This is a genomic window from Inquilinus limosus (assembly GCF_002195995.1).
GTDB classification, from domain to species: Bacteria; Pseudomonadota; Alphaproteobacteria; order DSM-16000; family Inquilinaceae; genus Inquilinus; species Inquilinus limosus_C.
In genome coordinates this window covers 1-22,081 of sequence record NZ_NHON01000051.1, presented here as the reverse complement: position 1 = coordinate 22,081, position 22,081 = coordinate 1, and the positions used below count along the sequence as shown (strand labels likewise).

21 protein-coding genes are annotated in these 22,081 nt (G+C 71.1%); 8 read left to right on the top strand and 13 right to left on the bottom strand.

Translation table 11 applies throughout. The annotated features are described in order from the left end of the window. Positions 1-30 precede the first annotated feature (30 nt). The 3 genes from BWR60_RS23260 to BWR60_RS23250 form a co-directional block, all read right to left on the bottom strand. Positions 31-1,254, bottom strand: a complete 1,224-nt coding sequence (locus tag BWR60_RS23260; protein WP_088153414.1) for an SGNH/GDSL hydrolase family protein — start codon at positions 1,252-1,254, stop codon at positions 31-33. Between the two features lie 148 nt (positions 1,255-1,402). Further along, positions 1,403-1,702, bottom strand: coding sequence for a hypothetical protein (locus BWR60_RS23255; RefSeq protein WP_088153413.1), 300 nt, complete (start codon positions 1,700-1,702; stop codon positions 1,403-1,405). 130 nt (positions 1,703-1,832) lie between these two features. After that, entirely contained in the window at positions 1,833-2,822 is a 990-nt protein-coding gene (locus tag BWR60_RS23250; RefSeq protein WP_088153412.1) for a zinc-dependent alcohol dehydrogenase family protein, read from the bottom strand. Between the two features lie 100 nt (positions 2,823-2,922). Here BWR60_RS23250 and BWR60_RS23245 point away from each other — a divergent pair, with 100 nt between their 5' ends. Together BWR60_RS23245 and BWR60_RS37225 are read left to right on the top strand one after the other, a co-directional pair. After that, positions 2,923-3,807 carry a LysR family transcriptional regulator gene (locus BWR60_RS23245; RefSeq protein WP_088153411.1) on the top strand — a complete coding sequence of 295 codons (885 nt, stop codon included), beginning with the start codon at positions 2,923-2,925 and terminating at the stop codon, positions 3,805-3,807. A 146-nt stretch (positions 3,808-3,953) separates the two neighbouring features. After that, positions 3,954-4,130 (top strand): hypothetical protein, encoded by a 177-nt coding sequence (locus tag BWR60_RS37225; RefSeq protein WP_179221914.1) that lies wholly within the window; start codon positions 3,954-3,956, stop codon positions 4,128-4,130. Between the two features lie 193 nt (positions 4,131-4,323). Here the strand turns inward: BWR60_RS37225 and BWR60_RS23240 are convergent, their stop codons facing one another. The 5 genes from BWR60_RS23240 to manD form a co-directional block, all read right to left on the bottom strand. After that, a complete protein-coding gene (locus BWR60_RS23240; RefSeq protein WP_088153410.1) occupies positions 4,324-5,487 on the bottom strand; it encodes a cytochrome P450 in 1,164 nt (387 codons plus the stop codon). Positions 5,488-5,550: 63 nt separating this feature from the next. Then, on the bottom strand, positions 5,551-6,837 hold the full coding sequence (locus tag BWR60_RS23235) for an MFS transporter (protein WP_088153409.1): 1,287 nt from the start codon (positions 6,835-6,837) through the stop codon (positions 5,551-5,553). A gap of 173 nt (positions 6,838-7,010) precedes the next feature. Beyond that, positions 7,011-8,048 (bottom strand): L-idonate 5-dehydrogenase, encoded by a 1,038-nt coding sequence (locus BWR60_RS23230; protein WP_088153408.1) that lies wholly within the window; start codon positions 8,046-8,048, stop codon positions 7,011-7,013. Positions 8,049-8,057: 9 nt separating this feature from the next. Next, on the bottom strand, positions 8,058-9,392 hold the full coding sequence (locus tag BWR60_RS23225; RefSeq protein ID WP_230983154.1) for an MFS transporter: 1,335 nt from the start codon (positions 9,390-9,392) through the stop codon (positions 8,058-8,060). Between the two features lie 162 nt (positions 9,393-9,554). After that, the gene (manD, locus tag BWR60_RS23220) at positions 9,555-10,763 is read right to left on the bottom strand and encodes a D-mannonate dehydratase ManD (RefSeq protein ID WP_088153407.1); all 1,209 of its coding nucleotides are present in this window, start codon (positions 10,761-10,763) and stop codon (positions 9,555-9,557) included. A 178-nt stretch (positions 10,764-10,941) separates the two neighbouring features. Here manD and BWR60_RS23215 point away from each other — a divergent pair, with 178 nt between their 5' ends. Continuing rightward, a complete protein-coding gene (locus BWR60_RS23215) occupies positions 10,942-11,667 on the top strand; it encodes a GntR family transcriptional regulator (RefSeq protein ID WP_088153406.1) in 726 nt (241 codons plus the stop codon). A 7-nt stretch (positions 11,668-11,674) separates the two neighbouring features. On the opposite strand, the gene BWR60_RS23210 is transcribed toward BWR60_RS23215, so the two are convergent. Next, positions 11,675-11,983 (bottom strand): hypothetical protein, encoded by a 309-nt coding sequence (locus BWR60_RS23210; protein ID WP_088153405.1) that lies wholly within the window; start codon positions 11,981-11,983, stop codon positions 11,675-11,677. A 276-nt stretch (positions 11,984-12,259) separates the two neighbouring features. On the opposite strand from BWR60_RS23210, the gene BWR60_RS23205 reads away from it, so the two are divergent. After that, on the top strand, positions 12,260-13,045 hold the full coding sequence (locus tag BWR60_RS23205; protein WP_088153404.1) for an inositol monophosphatase family protein: 786 nt from the start codon (positions 12,260-12,262) through the stop codon (positions 13,043-13,045). On the opposite strand, the gene BWR60_RS23200 is transcribed toward BWR60_RS23205, so the two are convergent. Further along, positions 12,987-13,736 carry an HAD family hydrolase gene (locus BWR60_RS23200; protein WP_088153403.1) on the bottom strand — a complete coding sequence of 250 codons (750 nt, stop codon included), beginning with the start codon at positions 13,734-13,736 and terminating at the stop codon, positions 12,987-12,989. The two genes, BWR60_RS23205 and BWR60_RS23200, sit on opposite strands and share 59 nt — an antisense overlap. A 90-nt stretch (positions 13,737-13,826) precedes the next feature. Here BWR60_RS23200 and BWR60_RS23195 point away from each other — a divergent pair, with 90 nt between their 5' ends. The 4 genes from BWR60_RS23195 to rpmE all read left to right on the top strand — a co-directional run bounded on the left by BWR60_RS23195 (position 13,827) and on the right by rpmE (position 15,964). Then, positions 13,827-14,396, top strand: a complete 570-nt coding sequence (locus BWR60_RS23195; RefSeq protein ID WP_088153402.1) for an AAA family ATPase — start codon at positions 13,827-13,829, stop codon at positions 14,394-14,396. A 45-nt stretch (positions 14,397-14,441) separates the two neighbouring features. After that, on the top strand, positions 14,442-15,239 hold the full coding sequence (locus BWR60_RS23190; protein WP_088153401.1) for an SDR family oxidoreductase: 798 nt from the start codon (positions 14,442-14,444) through the stop codon (positions 15,237-15,239). Beyond that, entirely contained in the window at positions 15,236-15,667 is a 432-nt protein-coding gene (locus BWR60_RS23185) for an HIT domain-containing protein (RefSeq protein ID WP_088153400.1), read from the top strand. Before BWR60_RS23190 ends, BWR60_RS23185 begins: the two co-directional genes overlap by 4 nt. A gap of 69 nt (positions 15,668-15,736) precedes the next feature. After that, positions 15,737-15,964: a 50S ribosomal protein L31 gene (gene rpmE / locus BWR60_RS23180; RefSeq protein WP_088153399.1), complete on the top strand. Its 228-nt coding sequence runs from the start codon at positions 15,737-15,739 to the stop codon at positions 15,962-15,964. A 205-nt stretch (positions 15,965-16,169) separates the two neighbouring features. On the opposite strand, the gene BWR60_RS23175 is transcribed toward rpmE, so the two are convergent. The 3 genes from BWR60_RS23175 to BWR60_RS23165 form a co-directional block, all read right to left on the bottom strand. Beyond that, the gene (locus BWR60_RS23175) at positions 16,170-16,916 is read right to left on the bottom strand and encodes a class I SAM-dependent methyltransferase (RefSeq protein ID WP_088153398.1); all 747 of its coding nucleotides are present in this window, start codon (positions 16,914-16,916) and stop codon (positions 16,170-16,172) included. Positions 16,917-16,992: 76 nt separating this feature from the next. After that, complete coding sequence (locus BWR60_RS23170; RefSeq protein WP_218823638.1) at positions 16,993-18,987, bottom strand: adenylate/guanylate cyclase domain-containing protein; 1,995 nt, start codon at positions 18,985-18,987, stop codon at positions 16,993-16,995. Positions 18,988-19,305: 318 nt separating this feature from the next. Continuing rightward, positions 19,306-22,081 (bottom strand): TonB-dependent receptor domain-containing protein (locus BWR60_RS23165; RefSeq protein WP_144445722.1); only part of this gene is annotated, 2,776 nt, incomplete at its 5' end.

The window sequence follows — 22,081 nt, the reverse complement described above, 5'->3', positions numbered from 1 at the left end:
TGCGGCAAAGACGCGGGGAGAGGGCTGATCCTAGCGGAACAGCCCCAGATCCACCGCATTCGCCATCGCCTCATAGCCGGCGGCGTTCGGGTGCAGATGGTCGCCGACGTCGAACTCGGCCCTCAGCTTCGACGGCTGCGCCGGGTCGCGGACCACGGAGTCGAAGTCGATCACCGCGTCGCAGCCCTTGCCGGTGCGGATCCACTGGTTCACCGCCTGGCGCTTGGCCTCGCCCTCGGCGCTGTAGTAGTGGGCGAAGACCGTGTCCTCATAGGGCGTCAGCGTGGCGCAATAGGCCTTCAGCCCGGCGGCATGGGCGCGTGTCACGATCTGGCGCAGCCCGCCGATGATCTGCTCGGCCGACACCGCCTGCTCGGGCAGGCCGGCGGAGCCCGGATGGCCGATATCGTTGATGCCCTCCATGATCACCACCCAGCGCACGCCGGGCACCGACAGCACGTCGCGGTCGAAGCGCGACAGCGCGCTGGGGCCGAAGATCTGCTCCGGCAGGTCGTGCAGCACGCGGTTGCCGCTGATGCCGGAATTGACGACGCCGATCGCGGGGCCGCCGGCTTTCGCCAGCCGTTCCGCCAGGATGTCCGGCCAGCGGCGGTTGGCGTCGGTGCCCGACCCGTAGCCGTCGGTGATCGAATCGCCGAGCGTTACCACCGTGCCGCCCTGGGCCGCGACCTCGACCCGCGACAGCATGAATCGCATGGTCGAGTCGGTCGCCTCGGGGAGGGTGGCCGCGGCGGTGCTGTCGCCGGCCAGCGAGACCCAGGCGGTCTGCACGCCCAGCGGATGCACGACCGACGGCCCGGTCCAGCGCGGCACGAACAGGCTGATGGCGAGGGTGTCGAGCGGCGAGACCGCGAGGTCGACGGGGTCGGAGATCGCGGGCGCGCCGGGCGGCACGGTGATCGTGGTGGCGCCGCCGAAGGTCAGCGGCTTGCTGCTGGCCGGATCGATCGAGCCGGCGGCGTTGCCGGGCCGGGCGATGGTGGCGGCGCCGATCACCAGCGGCTGGGTGCCGGTCTCGTTGGTGAAGCGCACCCGCACCTGGTTGCCGCCGGCGCTGATCCGCACCAGCTGGCGGACGGTGGCGTTGTTCAGCTCCGGCCCCACCGGGAAGGCCGGGCTGGCGCCCCAGCTGCCGATCCAGCCATCCTGCGCCGCGGCGGCGCCGGGAACGGCCAGGGCGGCCAGCAGGATGGCGGCCAGCCAAGGCCGGCCGGTGGCGTTGCGTCGGATCATTCGGCTTCCCTCCCGCTCCCGCCGGATCTGCGCCGGCGCTGGAAGTATGAGGACTGAAAGCCTGGCGGGACAAGGCCGGGCGGAAACGAACGCGGGCGTGGGAGAGGCCCCCACGCCCGGCGATCGATCCCCCAACGTCCTCCGATGGTCAGCGGAAGCGCCGCAGCGCCGCCACCTGGTGCGAGGCGTCCTCGCCGTCGGCCAGCTTCTCCAGCAGGCCGGAGAGGCGGTCCATCTCCTGCCGGGTCAGGGGCGTGGTGCCCATCGGCCCGGTATAGGTCTCGCGCCGCCGGTCGATCGGCAGGTTCATCGACTTCCAGCAGGCGATCGCGCCGGTGGCCGAATCACGGGCCAGGAAGTTGCAGCCGCTGCGGAAGTAGTCCGCCTCCCAGGGATCGAGCGGCTGGTCCAGGCGCTGCAGATAGCGTCGGGCCCAGTCGATGGTCATCCGGGCAGGCGGAGGTTGTTCGATACTGCGCATGATCAGTCCCCGAATTGATCGTTGGCATCGGTCGATATCGAGGAAAACGTTAGATCCTTGCGCGTTAATGAAACGTGATTGTGCGGATCACGAAGGTTCAGACCGTGATCACGATCTTGCCGATCTGCTGGTTGGATTCGAGATAGCGGGTCGCCTCGACGATCTGGTCGAGCGGGAAGGTGCGGTCGATCACCGGCTTCAGCGACCCGTCGGCCAACCCCTCGACGATGAAGCGCTTGGCGCGGTCCAGGCGGGCCGGGTCGGACACGATCTCCTTGTACTGATAGCCGCGGACGGCCAGGCCCTTGACCAGGGCCGGGAACAGCGGGAAGGGCGTCGGCTCGGGGCTCAGCGCGCCGTATTCGATCAGGATGCCGCCATGGCCCAGCGCCTCGGCCAGCGCGTCCACACCCGGGCCGGCGACCGGGTCGAACACGGCGCGGACCCCGGCACCGCCGGTGATGGCCCGGGCGCGGGCGGCCAGGTCCTCCTCCCCGGTGACGATGACATGGGCGGCGCCGGCATCGCGCAGCGCCGCGGCCTTGGCGGCGGTGCGGGTGGCGGCGATCGAGACGGCGCCGATCCGGTTGGCGATCTGGATCGCGGCCAGGCCGACGCTGCTGGAGGCGGCGTTGATCAGCACCGCATCGCCGTGGCCGAGCCCGGCCACCTCGACCAGCGCGCCATAGGCGGTGACGTACTGCATCCACACCGCCGCGGCCTCGGTCCAGGACAGGCTCGCCGGGTGCTTCACCGTCACCTCGGCCGGGACATTGGCGACCTCGCCATAGCTGCCCCAGCGGGTGATCGACAGCGGCGGCACGATGCTGACCGCGTCGCCGACGGCGAAGCCGGTGACGCCCGGGCCCAGCGCCTCGACCAGGCCGGCGGCCTCATAGCCCAGCCGGGCCGGGAACTCCGCCGATTCCGGATAGTTGCCGGTGCGGAACATCGATTCGGCGCGGTTCAGGCCCAGCGCCTTGACCCGCAGGCGGATCTCGCCGGGGCCGGGCGGCGGCACCTCGACCTCGTCGATGCGAAGGACCTCGGGGCCGCCGAGCTCGTGGATGCGGACGATGCGGGCCATGTCGGGCTCCTGTGATGGGGACGCCCTCCGATATGATTGCTTCCGGATTCGTGATAAATGCCGATTCCGTCGCGACAGTCGAAACCATGGGTTTTCAATCATGGACCGCCTGACCAGCATGGCCGTGTTCGTCCGGGCCGTCGAAGCGGGGTCCTTCGCCGCCGCGGCCGAGGCGCTGGGCCTGTCGGCGCCGATGGTGGGCAAGCATGTGCGCTTCCTGGAGGATCGCCTCGGCGCCCGGCTGCTGGCCCGCACCACGCGGCGGCAGAGCCTGACCGAGGTCGGCCGCGCCTTCTACGAGCGCTGCCGCAACGTCCTGGCCGAGGCCGAGGCGGCGGAGGCGCTGGCCGAGGATCTGCGCGCCGTGCCGCGCGGCCGGCTGCGGGTCAATGCGCCGGTCACCTTCGGCGCGCATGAGCTGATGCCGATGGTGGCGCGCTATCTCCGCGCCCATCCGGAGGTCGGCATCGAGCTGACGTTGAGCGACCGCATCGTCGACCTGGTGGAGGAGGGGTACGAGGCGGTGATCCGGATCGCGCCGCTGCCCGATTCCAGCCTGATCGCCCGCCGGCTGCGGCCCTACCGCCTGGTCGCCTGCGCCGCGCCCGCCTATCTGGCCGAGCGCGGCGCGCCGGCGCGGCCCCAGGATCTGGTGGCCCACGAGTGCCTCGGCTTCGCCCATTGGGAGCCGCGCGACCTGTGGCAGTTCACGGATGCCGAGGGGCGCGAGCACGCGGTCCGCGTCGCCGGCCGTGCCTCGGTCAACAGCGGCCAGGCGCTGCGCAGCGCGGCGCTGGAGGGGTTGGGCATCATCCTGCAGCCGGAAGGTCTGCTGCGTGACGACATCGCCGCCGGGCGGCTGGTGCGGGTGCTGCCGGGCTATGAGGCGCCGTCGCGGCCGATGCACATCCTGTTCGCGCCGGACCGCCGGCCGACGCCGAAGCTGCGCAGCTTCATCGACGCGGTGGTCGAGGCGTTCGGGTAGACTACGGCCGCTACGACGCGGTTCCCCACCGTCATTGCGAGCGCAGCGAAGCAATCCAGGGCCGTTTGGCGTGGCCCCTGGATTGCTTCGTCGGCTTCGCCTCCTCGCAATGACGGCAGGGGTGGTGTCTTCAAAGGTTCTGCAGCATGGAGGACATTCTTATGACCGGTGGCGATCGTCAGGCAGAAGGGCACGAGGCGAAGCTCCGAGCGCTGCAGGAAACACTCGACCGTTCGATTGCCGAGGGTGGCGAGGTCCGCGAGGCCGAGCTTGATAGGATTCTGGCGGCGAAGGCGGCGGAACTGGCCACGCGCAGATATTGATTGCTGTTAATTGTCATGCCCGGGCTTGGTGTCCGGCTGAGCTTTTCGGGTTGTAGATCAAGGCTCCAGGTTAAACTTCTCTTGTCATTGCCGGGCTTGACCCGGCAATCCAGGGGCCACCGAGAGCAGCCCTTGAAAGCCCCTGGATCCTCGGGTCAAGCCCGAGGATGACAATAAGGAGTGTGGGCGGGACTCACGCGAACCGTGGCATCCTGATGTTCGGCGACGGCTTGTAGCCCACCGGCCGCTCGGGCCAGGCCGTGAGCCGGTCGAGCAGGGCGTCGAGGCCGGCCGTGGCGATGGCGGCGGCGATGTCGGCGCCGGGGCAGGCGTGGCGGCCGTGGCCGAAGGTCAGCCGCCGGCGGTCGGTCCGGGCGGGATCGAAACGGTCCGGATCGCGGTTCAGCGCCGGGTCGCGGTTGGCGGCGGCGATGACGACCAGCACCGCGTCGCCCGCGTGCAGCGCCTGGCCGGCGACCTCGGTGTCCTCGGCGACGAAGCGGCGGGTGTTCTGGGCCGGCGGGTCGCAGCGCAGCACCTCCTGCACCAGCCCCGGCAGCAGTCCACGGTCGGCCGCCACGGCGCGGCGCAGCTCCGGCCGGGCGCCGAGGGCGGCGACGGCGTTGCCGAGCAGCCCGGCCCCGGCGTCGCGGGCCTGGAACAGGAAGCCTACGGCATTGGCGGTGACCACCGCCGGATCGATGCCGCCCTCCCGCTCCGCCGCGTCGCGCAGGCGCCGGGCCAGGCCGTCTCCGCCGGCTTCCAGCAGATCCTCGGTCAGGGAGACCATCCGGGCAGCCGCCTCGTGGCCCCGGCCGATCGCCTCGGGCGCGGCGCCGGGGGCGATGGCGGCGACGATGTCGCGCATCCGCTCCGCGACCTCGGGCAGCCGGTCCGGGGCGAAGCCGAGCAGGGCGCCGACGGCATGCATCGGCAGGGCCGGCATCAGGTCGTCGAGGCGGATGCCGCCGGCGGCCAGCGCCGTGGCCTGGCGCCGGGCCTCGGCCGCCACGATGTCAGCGGGAACATCCAGCGCGGCGGCCACCGCCCGCTTGGCCCGGGCCTGGGCGTCGCCGTCGGTCATCCGCACCAGCCGGCCGAACAGGTCGCCGACGGCGCCGCCCCGCAGCGGCGGCGGCACCGGCTCGGCCGGCGGCCGGACCCGGCAGGCGGGGCTGGTCAGCACTGCCACAGCGTCCTCGGCCTGGGCGGCGATCCAGAGGCCAAGGGCCCCGTCGCGGTGGAAGGGGCGCCGCAGCAGCGAGGCGTAGTAGGGGTAGGGATCGGGATGGGTGACGGCGGCGACGGGATCGCTCGGCGGCTGCATGATCGGCCCCTCGGCTGGAGTGGCCGCCATGATAGCGGCCTGGCTTCAGCCGAGGGGCGGAGTCGCTTCGGTCCCGGTCGAAGGATGGCGACCTTACCGGGCCCCCTGCGCCGCGATTCCGCCGGCGCCGCGCGGCTCGCGGATGAAGATCAGCGAGGCCAGGGCGCCCAGCACGGCCAAGCCGCCGGCCAGCACGAAGGCGCTGGTGTAGACGCCGCCGGTGGCCTGGATGATGAAGCCGGTCACCGAGGGGCCGATGATGCCGGCGAGATTGGCCAGGAAGTGGATGAAGCCGCCGACGCCGCCGACATTCTCGCCGCGCACCACGTCCTGGATCACCGCCCAATAGATCGCGCCAGTCAGGTACAGGCCGAAGATCGACACCGACATCAGCGCCACCGCGCTGACCACGTCGGACACGTCGCCGGCCAGGGCGACGCCGACCGCGGCGAGGCCCAGCCCGCCGATCAGCACCAGCTTGCGCGAGAACAGCGCCCGGCCGGTCATGCGGAACAGCCGGTCGGACAGGAAGCCGCCCAGCGCCAGGCCGACGAAGCCGAGCAGCCAGGGCACCACCGTCGCCAGGCTCATATCCTTGATGCTGAGCTTGTGCACCTCGGTCAGGTAGCTCGGGAACCAGGTCAGGAAGAAGAACAGCACGTAGTTGTAGGTGAAGAAGGCGAAGGCGGTGGCCAGCACGACCGGCTGGCGCAGGTAGAAGCCCAGGCCGTGGGCCGGCAGCTGTGCCGCGGTGTCGGCCTGGGTCTGGCCCTCCTCGATCAGCCGCAGCTCGGCGTCGGTGATGCGCGGGTGCTGGGCCGGCTTGTCGGCCGACATCCGCACCCAGAACACCAGCCAGACGAAGCCCAGCAGCATGATGATGACGAAGGCCAGGCGCCAGCCGAAGGCCAGCGCCAGGTAGCCGACGATCGGGCCGGCCACGGCGCCGCCCAGCGGCGTGCCGCAATTGACGATGCCGATCGCCGTCGCCGCCTCGCGCCGCGGGAACCAGTTGCTGACCGTCTTGCTCATGGTCGAGCTGAGCGGCCCTTCGCCGACGCCGAACAGCACGCGCAGCACGATCATCGAGACGAAGCCGGTGGCCGCCGCGGTCAGGCCGCAGAACAGCGACCACATCCCCATGGCGCCGGTGAACACCGTCTTCGGCCCGATCCGGTCTGACAGCCAGCCGCCGATGAAGTTGAAGATGGCGTAACCGGCGAAGAAGCTGCTGAAGATCACGCCCATCTGGGCGTGGTCCAGCTCCAGATCCTTCTGGATCAGCGGGGCGGCGATCGAGAGGGCCGACCGGTCGAGATAGTTGATCACGCCGGCGATGAAGAGCAGGCCGACGATCAGCCAGCGGATGCTTCTGAACATTACTTACTCCCGTTTGCGGGATGGGGGCAGCTTAGAGACCTTCTGGAATGCGCTGGCGTGAGTCGGCTGGCGGTGGTTTCGAGAACCGGAGCGCAGCGGACGTTAAGTCCGTGAGCACCGGAAGCGGAGAAACCGCCGTCAGACGGCCGCGCCAGTAGCATTCCGGAAGGTCTCTAAAGATCCAGCAGATGGACCTTCATGGACTGGTTGCGGTCGAGGGCGACCTGGAAGGCCTGGTCGGCGTCGCGGACCGGGAAGCGGTGGGTCATCAGCGGCGCCAGGTCGATCCGCTTCCCGGCGATCATCTCGACCGCCAGGGCGTATTCCTCGGCGAAGCGGAAGGAGCCGCGGTATTCCAGCTCCTTCGACATGACGAGATTGGCCGAGACCGGCGACTGCCCGGCCGGCAGGTTGCCGAGCTGGACGACGCGGCCGCGGGCGCGGGCGGCGCGCAGCGCGGTGTCGAGGCCGGCCGGGGCGCCCGACGCCTCGATCACCACGCCGAAGCGGCCGCGGTTTCGGCTCCAGGCCACGATCCGGTCCTCGTCCTTCGCATCGACCGCCTCGTCGGCGCCGAGGCCCAGCGCCATGGCCCGTGCCTTCTCGGCCAGGTCGACCACGGTGATGCGGCGGGCGCCGGCCTGGCGCGCCACCAGCAGCACCAGGGCACCGATCGGGCCGCAGCCGACGATCAGCACCTCTTCGCCCAGAAGCGGGCCGGCGCGGCGCACGGCGTGCAGCGACACCGCCAGCGGCTCCGCCATCGACGCCTCGGCGAAGCTGACATGCTCCGGCACCGGCACGCATTGCCGCGCCGGCACGGCGATGTACTCACGGAAGGCGCCCTGCATGTGCGGGAAGATCGAGGCGCTGCCCAGGAAGCGCATGTTCAGGCACTGGTTCTCCAGCCCCGCCATGCAGTACTCGCAGCGGCCGCAGGACCGGCTGGGATTGACCGCGACCGGCTGGCCGACCGCCAGGCCCTCGACATCCGGCGCCAGCTCGGCCACCTCGCCGGCCATCTCATGGCCCAGGATCAGCGGCTCGCGCAGGTGGAAGTCGCCGGTCTTGCCCTTGGAATAGTAGGCGAGGTCGGAGCCGCAGATGCCGCCGGCGCGGAAGCGGACCAGCACCTCTCCCGGCTGCAGGGAAGGGGCCTCGCGATCCTCGATCCGCAGATCCTTGGCCTGGTGCAGCACGGCGGCGAACATGGCGGTCTCCTAGGAATGGGCGGCGGCGGGCGCGCCGCCGATCAGGTCTTCGCGGCGGGACAGGCGCGGCGCCGTCTCGGGCAGCTTCGCGGCGCAGATCAGGGTGATGACGCAGCCCAGGGCGATATAGGCGCACAGATACCACGGCGTGCCGTCGCCGATCTCCAGCAGCCAGCCGGCCGCCAGCGTGCCGGCCGACCCGATCAGGGCGCCGATCTGCTGCACGAAGGACACGCCGCTGGCCCGCACCTTGGTCGGGAACAGCTCGGAGTAGAAGGCGGCCTGCGGCCCGTACATGGCGCTGTGGCCGAGCGCGAGGGCGGCGACCAGGCCGAGCCAGATCAGCCCGTCCATCCGGGCATAGACCAGGCCGAAGACCGGGAAGGTTGCGATCAGCACGCAGGCGGCGCCGAACAGATAGACCGGCTTGCGACCGATCCGGTCCGACAGCAGGCCGAACAGCGGCAGCGTCACCAGCTCGATCAGGATGGCGATCAGCATCGCCGTGGTCATGGTCGGCCGGTCGACGCCGCGGCTGGCGGCATAGGCGGCGATCAGCACGGCGAAGCTGGTGAAGGCGATGCTTTCGGCCAGCTTGCTGCCGCAGCCCAGCACCAGCTCCCGCTTCTGGGTGCGCACCACCTCGACCAGCGGGTGCGAATCCTCCGCCCGGCGCTTGCGCATCTCCAGGAACAGCGGCGATTCGGTCAGCTGCAGCCGGATGTAGAGGCCGATGCCGACCAAGAGGATGCTGAGCAGGAAGGGGATGCGCCAGCCCCAGCTCAGGAACGCCTCCTCCGACAGGGTCGAGGTCAGCAGCGCGAAGATGCCGAGCGGCAGCACGAAGCCGGCCGGTGCGCCGATCTGCACCCACGATCCGAAGAAGCCGCGGCGGGGCGACGGCGCGTGCTCGCACATGATCAGGATGGCGTTGCCCTGCTCGCCGCCGATGCCGAAGCCGTGCAGCAGGCGGATGAACAGCAGGGCCAGGGGTGCCCAGATGCCGATCTCGTTATAGGTCGGCATCAGCCCGATGACGAAGGTGGCGATGCCGACGATCAAGAGGGTGATGACCAGGGCCTGCTTGCGGCCATAGCGGTCGCCGATGGCGCCGAACAAGAGGCCGCCGACCGGCCGGGCGAAGAAGCCGGCCGCGTAAGTGCCGAGCGCGACCAGCGATCCCACCAGCGGGTCGCTGGTGGGGAAGAACAGCTTGTTGAACACCAGCGCCGAGGCGGTGGCGTAGATGAAGAAATCGTACCACTCGACCGTGGTGCCGATGCAGGACGCGATCGCGATCCGCCGCATCATCGCGGGCGTCGTGGTGCTCTGCTGCCCTTCCATCCTTTCCTCCCTTGGGCCGTCTCTTGGCCTCTTCGATCATCATCACCGTCATGGCGAGCCCCGCAGGGGCGTGGCCATCCAGGGGCCGGTGCGAGTGGCCTCTGGATGGCCACGTCGCTTCGCTCCTCGCCATGACGACGAGGGGTACGAGTGAGAACGGCCTTACCAGCTGGTCAGGGTGCCGTCCTCGAGCCGCGCCACCGGCAGGTAGGCCGGGTCGTAGGGGAAGCGGGCGGCCAGTTTCTCGTCGATGTCGACGCCGTGGCCGGGTGCCTCGCCGGGGTGCATGTAGCCGTCCGTGAACGACCAGGCGTGCGGGAACACCTCCAGCGCCGGCTCGGGGTAGCCCATGTACTCCTGGACGCCGAAATTCGGCACCCACAGGTCGAAATGCAGGGCCGCGCCCATGCACGCCGGCGACAGGTCGGACGGGCCGTGGCAGCCGGTGCGCACATGGTGCAGGGCGGCGAAATCGGCGATCCGGCGCAGATGGGTGATGCCGCCGGCATGGGTCAGCGTCGCCCGGATATAGTCGATCAGCTGCTCCTCGATCAGCAGCTTGCAGTCCCAGATGCTGTTGAACACCTCGCCGACCGCGATCGGGGTGGTGGTGTGCTGGCGGATCAGGCGGTAGGCCTCCTGGTTCTCGGCCGCGACCGGGTCCTCCATCCAGAACAGGGCATAGGGCTCGACCGCCTTGCCCAGCCGCGCCGCCTCGATCGGGGTCAGCCGGTGATGCACGTCGTGCAGCAGATGGCCGTCGAAGCCGTACTTCGCGCGCACCGCCTCGAACAGCTTGGGCACGTAATTCAGGTACTTCTCGGTCGACCAGCCCTGCTCCTCGGGCCAGCCCTTGGTCGCCGGCTCATAGGAATCGCCGCCCTTGCTGACGCCGTAGACCGACTCCATGCCGGGCACGCCGCATTGCACGCGGATGGCCTTGAAGCCCTTCTCCTGATAGGCGGCGTAGCGGTCCAGCGTCTCCGGGATGTCGCGGCCGGTGGCGTGGCTGTAGACCATCACGCCGTCGCGCGAGGCGCCGCCCAGCAGCTGGTACAGCGGCAGCCCGGCGACCTTGGCCTTGATGTCCCACAGCGCCATGTCGACGGCGGCGATCGCGCTCATCGTCACCGGGCCGCGGCGCCAATACGCGCCCTTGTAGAGATACTGCCAGATGTCCTCGATGCGGTGCGGGTCGCGCCCGACCAGCAGCGGGCAGACATGATCGCGGAGATAGCTGGCCACGGCCAGCTCGCGCCCGTTCAGCGTGGCGTCGCCGATGCCGTGGACACCGTCATCGGTGACCAGCTTCAGCGTGACGAAGTTGCGCCCGGGGCAGGTGACGATGACATCGGCGCGGACGATCTTCATGGCGCGTTCTCTCCCGGATTCGGCTTCTCCGTCGCCGCTTCGGGGCGGCGGGCAGCGGCAGATCCATAGCGCATCTAAAATCACCATACAAGTATGGCGAAGAATGATCGCCGGTGGTCTACACCACGCGGCGAAGCCCTGTATGCTGGGGCCGCAACGGGCCGGAACGGGAGGATGCATGGCCGGACGAAAGCGGGCGGACGCGCCCCGGACATTGCCGGATCACATCCCGCTGGGCGGGGAGGGGCCGATCGGCCGGCAGGTCTATGAGGGGCTGCGCCAGGCGATCATCACCGGCCTGCTGCCGCCCGGCACGGCGCTGTCGGAGAAGGACGGGTCGGGGATGTTCGGCGTGTCGCGCCAGCCGGTGCGCGAGGCCTTCATCAAGCTGGTCGAGGCCGGGCTGCTGCAGGTGCTGCCGCAGCGCGGCACCCGGGTGCGCAAGATCTCGCGCCGCCAGGTCGAGCAGGGCCGCTTCATCCGCGAGGCGGTGGAGGCGGCGGTGGTGCGCCTGGCGGCCGAAAGCATCGACGCGGCCGCCCTGCAGCGTCTCGATCGCAACCTCGAGGCCCAGCACGCCGCGGCGCGGCGGCACGACCATGCCGGCTTCCTGGCGCTGGACGAGGGCTTCCACCGGCTGATCATCGAGGCGATCGACTGCCTGCCGGCCTGGAGCACGATCGAGAACATGAAGGCGCAGATGGACCGGGTGCGCTATCTCAGCCTGCCCGACGTCTCGCCGCTGGAGATGCTGATCGCCCAGCATGAAGAGATCGTGGCCGGGCTGCGGGCGCGCGACGCCGACGCCGCCGAGGCGGCGATGCGCCGGCATCTGCGCGAGATCCTGTCCTCGCTCGGCCCGATCGCCGAAAGAAGGCCGGAGCTGTTCGAGCTGGAGGGGTGAGGATCCGTCAGTGCGTCTCGAATTCGGGCCGCAGCGAGACCAGGGTCTCGGCTACGCGTCTGGCGTCTTCCTTGCCCAGGGCGCTGTGCCCCAGCCCCATATAGTCGGAGGCAATGCCATAGAGATAGGCGGCGATGCTCTCCGCCGTCGCTCTCTCGTCCATGAGCATGACATAGGCCTTGTCGGCGTATCCGTCGTACTCATCGCTCGCCTCGGGGATGTCCCGAACGCCGATCGGGTCCCAATCCTGCAGCAGGATCCGGCGGACGCGGGCCCGGTTCTCCCGGGACTGGTACTTGTTCCGGCCGTTTGACATCGGATTCCCAGCGGTTTGGATGGCGGAAGGCGGCGGTCTCCAGCCCGATGGTAAGGGCTCAGGAAAGCGCCAATCAATTCCAAGCTGTCATTCTCGGGCTTGACCCGAGGATCCAGGGGCTTTCAGGAGCCGCTCTCGGTGGCCCCTGGATTGCCGGGTCAAGCCTGGCAATGACAATAGGGGAATGGTTCGAAGGCAGGGTCCCGCATTCCGCGGTTGCCGAAGACCGCCCAGCCCGCCGATGATCCCCGCCTTCCGAAGAGACAGGAGCATGCGGTGAGCGATCAACAGACCCTCGCCCTGATGCGGATCGTGGCCGAGGCGCTGGCCCGGGCGGGCGGGCAGCTGGCCCTGGCCCATCTGGCCGACCACAAGGCGCTGGAGGTCGAGGCCAAGGGACCGCAGGACTTCGTCACCGTGGTCGACAAGGCGGTGGAGACCCTGATCCGCAGCCGGTTGAAGGAGATCTTCCCGGACCACGCCGTGCTGGGCGAGGAGTTCGGGCTGGACCGGCAGGGCGCCCGCATCGTCTGGGGCCTCGACCCGATCGACGGCACCTCGAACTTCCTGCGCGACCGGCCGGTCTGGTGCGTCTCGATCGGCGCCACCATCGACGGCAAGCCGGCGCTGGGCGTGATCTACGAGCCGGTGCGGGACGAGCTGTACAGCGCCGCGGCCGGGCAGGGCGCCACCCGCAACGGCACGCCGATCGCGGTCAACGCCAAGGCCGGCCCGAATTCCGCGATCATCGGCGTCGGCTACTCCCCGGGCCGCAAGATCGAGGAGCATGTCGCGCAGGTCGGCCACATCCTGACCCACGGCGCGGAGTACCGGCGCCTCGGCTCATCGGCGATGTCGCTGGCCTATGTCGCCGACGGCCGCTTCGACGGCTACGCCGCCGCCCACACCAATGCCTGGGACGTGATGGCCGGGCTGGTGCTGGTGCGCGAGGCCGGCGGCGTCACCGACGATTTCATCGAGAGCGGGGCGCAGAGCGGCCCGGTCACCGCCGCGGCGCCGGGCGTCGCGGACCTGGCGCGCCAGCTCCGGGCGCTGGCCTGAGCAACTCGCCCAGGCTGTAGCGCTCGGGCGGCGTCCCGGCCGCCAGCCAGGCCGCGACCTCCGCCATCGTGGCGAAGGTCCGGCCGGCGCCGGCGGCCTTGAGGCGCTGGCCCAGCCCGTCATCGGCATGGCCGCCGCCGGTGAAGCCGACCACCCTCATCCCGGCCCGCCGGGCGGCGGTGACGCCATGGATCGAATCCTCGATCACCAGGCAGTCCGCCGGGTCGGCGCCCATCTGAGAGGCGGCGTAGAGAAAGACGTCCGGCGCCGGCTTGCCGCGCTTGACCTGGCTGGCCGAGAACACATGCGGGTCGACCGCCGCCAGCAGCCCGGCCGTCTCCAGGTTGCGGCGGAGGTTCGGCAGGCCGGTCGAGGAGGCGACGCAGGGCGGATAGCCCAGCTTGGCGGCCGCCGCGATCGCCTCGCCGGCGCCGGCGATGGCGCGCAGCTCGGTGACGAAGCGCCGGGCGCTCTCCGCCCGGATCTCCTCGATGATGCTGTCCTCGACGGTGAAGCCAAGCTCCGCCGCCAGCGTGGTCCAGGCCACATGGTGCGGCGTGCCGCAGAAGCGCCGGGCGATCTCGCTGGGCGCCACGCTGTGGCCGAGACGCGCCAGCGCCTCGGAATCGACAGCACAGAAGATCACTTCCGAATCGATCAGCACGCCGTCGCAGTCGAAGATCACCAGCATGGCAGGCCCAAGGGGGAAAGCGGGGAGAGACGGGGCGACAACATCACGCCGCTGCGCTATGTGCAAGCCGCAGAGCGTAAGGGGGAACCGATGGCGCCCAGGCGCATCCACATCACCGGCGCGGCCGGCTCCGGCACCACGACGCTGGGCCGGGCGTTGGCGGCCACGACCGGCGCGCTGCACCTGGACACGGATGATGTCTACTGGCTGCCGACCGATCCCCCGTTCCGGGAGAAACGGCCGATTCCCGACCGGCTGGCGATGCTGGACGAGGCGCTCGGCGGGGCGGACCGCTGGGTGCTGACCGGCTCGCTGATCCGCTGGGGCGACCCGCTGATTCCGCGATTCGATCTCGTCGTCTTCCTGCACATCCCGCCGGCGCTGCGGCTGGAGCGGCTGCGGGCCCGCGAGGCCGAGCGCTACGGCGCCGAAGCGCTGGCTCCCGGCGGGGCGATGCATGCCACGCACCACGCCTTCCTCGACTGGGCCGAGGCCTATGATGTCGGCGCCCGGGTCAGCCGCAATCTCGAGGCGCACAATGCCTGGCTGGCGCGGCTGCCCTGCCCGGTGCTGCGGATCGAGGGCGACACCGCGGTCGAGGACCGGGTGCGCCGCGTGCTCTCCTTCCGCCGGATCGAGGGGCGGGCGTGGCAGGGATGAGCGGCAGGGCTAGACTGCGCGAGACGGAAGAAGGGATGCACGACCATGACTGAACCCGATGCTCTGCCCCGGCTGGACGGGCAGGTGGCCCTGGTCACCGGGGCCAGCCGCGGCATCGGCGCCGCGGCGGCGCGGGTGCTGGCGGCGCAAGGTGCTTCGGTGGCGCTGACCGCCCGCTCGGCCGAGGCGATCGAGGCGATCGCCCGGGAGCTGACCGACGCCGGCGGCCGTGCCGTCGCCATCGCCGGCGACATCGGCGACATCGCCTGGGCCGAGGCGCTGGTGGAGGAGGCGGCCGAGGCGCTGGGCGCGCCGACCATCCTGGTCAACAACGCCGGCATGGTCGGGCCGATCGGCCGTCTGCTCGACTGCGACCCCGCCGACTGGGCCCGCAACGTCACGGTCAACCTGCTGGGCGCCCATGCCGTGCTGCGGGCGGCGCTGCCCGGCATGGTCGAGGCCGGCGGCGGCACCGTGATCAATGTCAGCTCCGGCGCCGCCGAGAACGTCTATGAGGGCTGGAGCGCCTATTGCGCCGGCAAGGCCGGCCTGGCGATGCTGACCCGGTCGCTGCATCTGGAATATGCCGGGCAGGGGATCCGCGCCTTCGGCTTCCGCCCCGGCACGGTCGACACCGAGATGCAGGGCGAGATCCGCGCCTCCGGCATCAACCCGGTCAGCCAGATGCCGCGCGAGGCGCATGCCCCGCCGGAGCATCCGGCCCGCGTCATCGCCTGGCTGTGCGGGGCCGAGGCGCAGGACCTGATCGGCGAGGAGCTGAGCATCCGCGACCCGGAGCTGCGCCGGCGGGCCGGCCTGCCGGTGCCGGGGCTGTCGGCATGAGCGCCGCGAAGGAATCGGGCTTCGCTCTCGACCCGCGGATCGCGGGCTCGACCCTGGAGTGGCGCGACTGGTCGCTGTCGCAGGTGCGGCTGATGAACGACCGCCGCTTCCCCTGGCTGCTGCTGGTGCCGCGCCGGGCCAAGGCGGTGGAGTGGCACGCCTTGGCGCCGGAGGACCAGGCGGCGCTGCACCAGGAGACGATGCTGGCGGCCTGCGCCCTGGCCGCGGTGTTCCCGGCGATGAAGATCAACATCGGCGCGCTGGGCAACGTCGTGCCGCAACTGCATGTCCACGTCCTGGCGCGGCAGGCGGGCGACGCCGCCTGGCCCGGCCCGGTCTGGGGGGCCGGCACGGCGGAGCCCTACGGCCCCGGCGAGGCCGAGGCGCTGCTGGCGAAGCTCGGGACCGTGCTCGAGGAGGCGACGTAAGCGCGCGACCTTGCAATTCACGGCCGGGTCGCGTATACGGCCCCCTCGTTTTGTGCGGAGCCGGCGGCCATGAAGACCGATATCCATCCTGAGTACCATGAAATCAACGTCGTGATGACCGACGGGACCGAGTTCAAGACTCGCAGCACCTATGGCAAGGCGGGCGATACCCTCCGTCTCGACATCGACCCGAAGTCGCACCCGGCCTGGACCGGCGTCCAGAAGCTGGTCGATCGCGGCGGCCAGGTGGCGAAGTTCAACAAGCGCTTCGAGGCCTTCGGCCTGAAGAAGTCCTGATCGCGCGGCGCCCTGAGGGGCGCCTGCCGATGCTGGTCTGTGAGCCGGCCCCCACTCGGGAGGCCGGCTTTTCGCGTTTGGGCCCCTCCGGCAAAACCGTCATTGCGAGGAGGCGAAGCCGACGAAGCAATCCATGCTTCCGCTCATCCGGCCCTGGATTGCTTCGCTGCGCTCGCAATGACGATCTTTTCCTGGGCTTGCCGGTTCAGCCCAACCGCCCCAGCGGGATGAAGTCCCGTGACCCCGGCGTCCAGGGGGCGCCGGTCCAGTCGCCCAGCCAGGTCTCCACAGTCAGCCCGGCCTCGGCGATCAGCCGCTCCAGCTGCTCCCGCGGCGGGAAGGCGATGCGCGAGCGCGAGGACAGCACTCGGCCGTCGGCGACGATCCGGTAGAAGGTGCCGTAGGTCACGATGCCGGTGGCGGGGTCATGCTCGACATCGTTCCAGGCCTCTGCCGCGCCGAAGCGGGGATGCCCGATCCGTCGGGCCGACTCCGCGGGCGTCCACTCCCGCCACTCCTCCCGCGCCGGGTTGCGGCTGTCGAAGATGAAGCGGCCGTCCGGGGCCAGATGCGCGGCGATGGTGCGCAGCGCCGCCAGCTGGTCCTCCGCCGTCAGGAACTCCTGGAAGGCGTGGCCGGTCAGCACGATCAGGTCGAAGCGGCGGCCCAGCCGCACGCTGCGGCCGTCGCCCTGGATCCAGGTCACCCGGTCGCCGCCGGGCCGGGCGCGGGCGATGTCCAGCATGGCCCCGGCCGGGTCGACGCCGAACACTGTCCGTCCGGGCTCGCGCGCCAGCTCCGCCGCCAGCGATCCCGTGCCGCAGCCGAGGTCGAGGACCGCGGCACGGCCGGCCGCCAGCAACCGGCAGTAATCCCGGTCCGCGGACCAGGCGTTCTCGACATCGTAGAAGCTGGCGAGATCCGGGTCGCCGTACAGCCGGTCCTGGGTCATCGGGCCTGAGTCTCCGGTGCCGCGCGGAGGGCAGGCGGCTTCGCGCCCATCATGGCACGGGAGCGTGACTGCCGTCCTATTTCTCCGCGGCGATCGTCTCGCCCGCCCAGCCGTCGGGCGGGGGCTCGCGCTCATGCTCGGCGATGCGCAGGGCATACAGGTGATACAGGGCCGACAGCGACGGCTCGAGCTCCCGGCATCGAGCGAAGCCCTCCCGCGCCTCGTCCCAGCGGCGGGCGCGATAGGCGGCCAGCGCCGTCTCGTGCTGGCGGGCCAGCTCCTGATAGAGGCCGTCCTCGACGCGGCGGTGGGCCAGCAGGGTGCAGACCGAAGCCGGCTCCCGCCGGCCCTTGACCACCAGCCGGTCCAGCTCGATCAGCGCGGCGCGGCCCTCCAGCGCTCGCGCCGTCTCCGGCCCGATCACCGTGCCGACGCCGTAGCGCTTGCAGGCGCCCTCCAGCCGCGAGGCGAGGTTGACGCTGTCGCCCAGCGCCGAATAGTCGAAGCGGCGGTCCGATCCCATGTTGCCGACCACGCAGGTGCCGGTGTTGATGCCGATGCCGATCGCGATCGGACCGGCCATGCCTTCCCGCTGCAGCGTCTCGTTCAGCGCCGCGATGTCCGCCAGCATCCGGCGGGCGGCCTCGACCGCGTGGGCGGCGTGGTCGGGGTCGTCCAGCGGCGCGTTCCAGAACGCCATGACGCAGTCGCCGATGTACTTGTCGATGGTGCCGCCGGTCGCCAGCACCGCCTCCGACAGCGGCGTCAGGATCCGGTTCAGCAGGCGGGTCAGCCCCTGCGGGTCCTGTTGCATCCGCTCCGACAGGGTGGTGAAGCCGCGGACATCGCAGAACAGCACCGTCAGCACCCGGGTCTCGCCGCCCAGCTGCAGCTGGCCCGGATCCTGCGCCAGGCGCGACACCATGGACGGGGCCAGGTAATGCTCGAAGGCCCGGGTGATGCGGCGGCGCTGGGCCTGCTCGCGGGCGAAGCCGTAGCTGCCCTGGATGACGATCGCCGCCGTCGTCCCCAGCGCCGGCAGCACCGGCGGCAGCCAGACCCGGCCGAAGCGCAGCAGGGCGTAGCTGCCGGCGGCGATGGCGATCGCCAGCAGCGCCAGGGCGGCCAGGGACGGCACCGGCCCCAGCCGCCGGGTGCCGGCCAGCGCCACCAGCAGCAGCACAGCCAGGGTGACCGGCGGCAGCCAGGGCGGCGCCGGGGCGATCCACAGCCCCTGTGCCAGGTTGTCGAGGATGGTGGCCTGCACCTCGGCCCCCGCGGTCAGGCGCCCGGTCTTCACCGTATAGGGGGTGACGAAGGCGTCGACGCCGCCGCTGGTGACGGTCGGCACGGTCTGCAGGCTGAAGCCGACGATGGCGGCCTTCCCGGCCAGCGCGCCGGGCGGCAGCATCGCCCCGGGCTCCAGCGCCTGGTAGTAGGACACGGTCGGGTAGCTGCGCGGCGGCCCGAAATACTGCAGCAGGGCGCCGGGCGGCGGCACCGAATCGTGCCCGGCCAGGCGGGCCAGCATCGCGGCGAAGGGGTCGGGCACGTTCGGCACGCGGCGCAGCACGCCGTCCGGGTCGAGGTCGACCGAGGCGACGCCGGACCGGGCGCCGCCGGCCAGCAGTGCGGCCATCGGCTCGGTCCGGATCCGCTGCTCGAAGCGCGGATCGGCGATGGCGGTGATGTCGGCGGCCAGCACCGTGTCGGCCGCCAGGGCCGCGGCCAGGGCGGCGTCCTCCGCCGGCTGCGACGGCTCGGCGAAGACGATGTCGAAGCCGATCGGGCGGGCGCCGGCGCGCCGCAGCGCCCCGGCCAGCCGGGCATGGACGCCGCGCGGCCACGGCCATTGCCGGCCGATCTCGGCGAAGGACGGCTCGTCGATGGCGACGACCACGGCGCCATGCGCGGCCGGCTGCGGCGGGTCGGTGGTCGAGAACAGGTCGAAGGCGCGGTTCTCCACCACCTGCCAGTCGGTCGTGGCTCCGAGCGGCAGCAGGGCGGCGAACAGCAGCGCCGCCAGCAGCAGCGGCGGCCACAGGCTGTCCCGGATCCGGCCCCGTGCCATCTAGGTCGAGCGTCCCGAGACGATTGGTGCACCCGTCCTCTGACAGAGCGGGTTGCCTCTCCCGCTTGCGCTGCGACGTTCACACGTCGCCTGTTTTGAGTCCCCCCTCCCCTTGCGGGAGGGGGGTAGGGGGAGGGGGTTCTCCCGGCGCGAGCCGGCCCGGATTGTCGCACGCTGGCATGGATGGCGGGTTCGGTGTCCTGTCCATTCGCGCGCGGACGCGCGCAGACCCCTCCCCCTRCCCCCCTCCCGCAAGGGGAGGGGGGACCTAAAAACGCTCATTTCAAAGGTCGTGTCGGTCAATCGCAGACCCCGACGCTAGAACCGGATCGAGGCGGTGGCCGCGACCAGGCGGCCCGGCGCCTCGACCCCGAAGGCGGAATCGTAGTCCTCGTCGAACAGGTTGCGGATGACGAAGCCCAGCGCGATGCGCTTGTCCAGCGGCTCCCAGCTGATCGCGATGTTGGTGCTGCCGAAGCCGTCGATCTCCGGCACCCCCGGCCCGCTGGATTGCGGCCCGGCCCAGACCCGCTCGATCTGCGCCCGGATCTGCAGCGGGTGGACCCAGACGGCGCCGACCCGTGCCGTCCAATCCGGCACGAAGGGGATCCGCTTGCCCTCGTCGATGCCCTCGGTGATCTCGGACCGGATCAGCGAGGCCGAGCCGTAGACGCCGATGCCGCCGGTGAACCAGATGTTGCCGGCGGCGGTGACCCGGTCGGTGCGGCCGCGCTCGACATCGACCGAGACCAGCTGGGCCGAGGGATAGGCGAAGGACAGGTTCTCCAGCTCCTGATGCTGGCCCTCCAGGCTGGTGAAGATGTGCGGCGTCCACTCCGCCTCCCATCGCGCGGTATAGCTGGTGGCGACGCCGCCCGCGCCCAGGGGCAGCGTGTCGGCCAGGATGCCCACCGTGTCGGTCGGAGCCAGGGTCAGGTTGCCCGGCGTCTCGGCGTTGCGCTGGATCGCGGCGCGCAGCCAGTGCCCCTCGGCGGGAGACCAGGCGATGCCCAGCCGCGGCTCCAGCACCACCTCCGGCACCGGCCCGCCCTTCTCGGCGCGGACGATGCCGGTGCCGAAATCGATGCGCAGGTCGGGCGAGGGCGTCCAGCGGCCGAAGGCGAAGACGCGGCCCAGAATCTGGTCGATCTCGGTGCGGCTCTCGCCATGGGTCCGCTCCGACTGCACCTCCTCGCCCAGGAACTTCAGCGTCGTCCATGCGGTCTGGTCGGCGGACAGGACCGCCCGCGTCGACTGCACCTCGAAGCCGTACTGGACGGTGATGTCGCCCGCGCCCCAGATATGGGCCAGGCCGCCCATCGTGGCGTCGCTGCGCTGCTTGAGAATGTCGTCTTCCCGCAGGTCGTAGCTGATGAAATCGGGGAAGACCGGGTCCGGGATGTCGAACAGCAGGGTGCGGTTGAAGTCGCGGCGCTCGACATGGCTGTGCTGGACCACGGCCATCAGCCGGCTGCGCTCGGCCAGCCGGTAGCCGAAGGCCAGGCCGCCGGACACCACCCGGCTGCGCTCGCTGGCAAAGGGCGTCGGGGCGAACACCGTCCCGGCGAACTCGTTGCCGGCCTCGCCGCCATCGATCCAGGCGGCGAAGCTGCCGCCGAGGCCGAGGCGACCGGCCAAGCGGGCGGAGCCGGTCCAGCTGTCGCTGTCGTCGCCGGGGTCGTCGCCGTTGGTGTCGACGCGGGCGAAGCTGGCCCGGAACGCCAGCGGGATCGGGGCGACGGTGTAGGCGTCGATGTCGAACCCCTCGGTGTGGCCGATGGTGTCGCCGACGGTGATGACGCCGCCGGTCAGCTGCGCGTCCAGGAACGGCCGCGGCAGCAGGTCGGTGCGGCGCTGGCGCGACGACGCCAGGGTCGGGTCCAGCAGCAGGGCCTGGATCTCGGCCGACAGGGCCACGCCCTCCGGCACGGCGGGGTCGGCGCCGAAGGCGGTCGGCTGGCTGATCACCGACCGGCCGAGATAGGTGGCGGCGCTGAACGGGTCGTCGGTGCGGTCGTTGTAGTAGCGGCCCCAGTCGACCAGGCCGAGATTGGCATAGGCGCCCAGCAGCGGCGGCCCCAGCCGGTTGCCGAGATTGGCGGTGCTCAGCGCCAGGGTGCCCTGGCCGCTGCGGGCCGCGATCTCGCGCGCATTGCGGATCGCCTCGTCGGCCTCGGCATTGTCGATGGCGATGATGGTCCGCAGGTTGGGCACCATCGGGTCGTTCGGGTCCAGCCGGTCGGCATTGCCCAGCGTCTGCTCCGCCTGCCTGGTCTGGCCCAGCGCGTATTGCGCCGCGGCCAGGCCCTGCAGGTTCTCCGACGACGCCGGATTGGCGGCCGAGGCGGCCAGGAACTTTGCCAGCGCGCCGTCGATATCGCCGGTCTCGAAGGCCAGGATGCCCTCGCCGACCAGGGTGATGCCGGAATCGGGATCGATCGCACGGGCCTCGGCCAGCAGCGCGCGGGCCCGGTCGACCATGCCGGCCTCGAGATACAGGACGGCCCGGTTGATCCGGATATTGGCGGCGTCGGGATCCAGCGCCATCGCCGTCTCCAGGGCGTCGTCGGCCTCGACCAGCCCGCCGCGGATGTCGTGCAGCATGGCCAGGTCGTTCCAGGACTCGGCGTCGCCGGGCGCCTCGGCCGTGGCGCGGCGCAGCAGGGCCAGGGCGCCGTCCGGGTCGTTGGCGAAGGCGACCTTGTAATTGGCCGCCATGCGCAAGGCTTCGGGATCGTCCGGGTCGATCGCCAAGGCGCGGTCGACCGCATGCCGCATGCCGTCGCGGTCGCCCAGCACCTGCGCCGCCGTGGCCTCGCTGACGGCGATGTCGAGATCGCCGGGGAAGCGGCGGGCGCCGGCCTGCAGCGTGGCATAGGCGGCCGGCAGGTCGCCGCGGATCGCCTGCAGCCAGGCCAGCCCGTCGACCGCGAGCGGATCGTCGCCGGCCGAGAGCTCGCGCTCCATCGCCGCCGGATCGGCGGACTCGCCGGCGGCCGAGCCGGCGAAGAACCGGCCGAGGCGGGCGCGCAGCCGCAGCCGGCCGGTGCTGCCGGTCTCGGCGGCGGCGAAGGCGCGGGCGGCATCCTCGCTC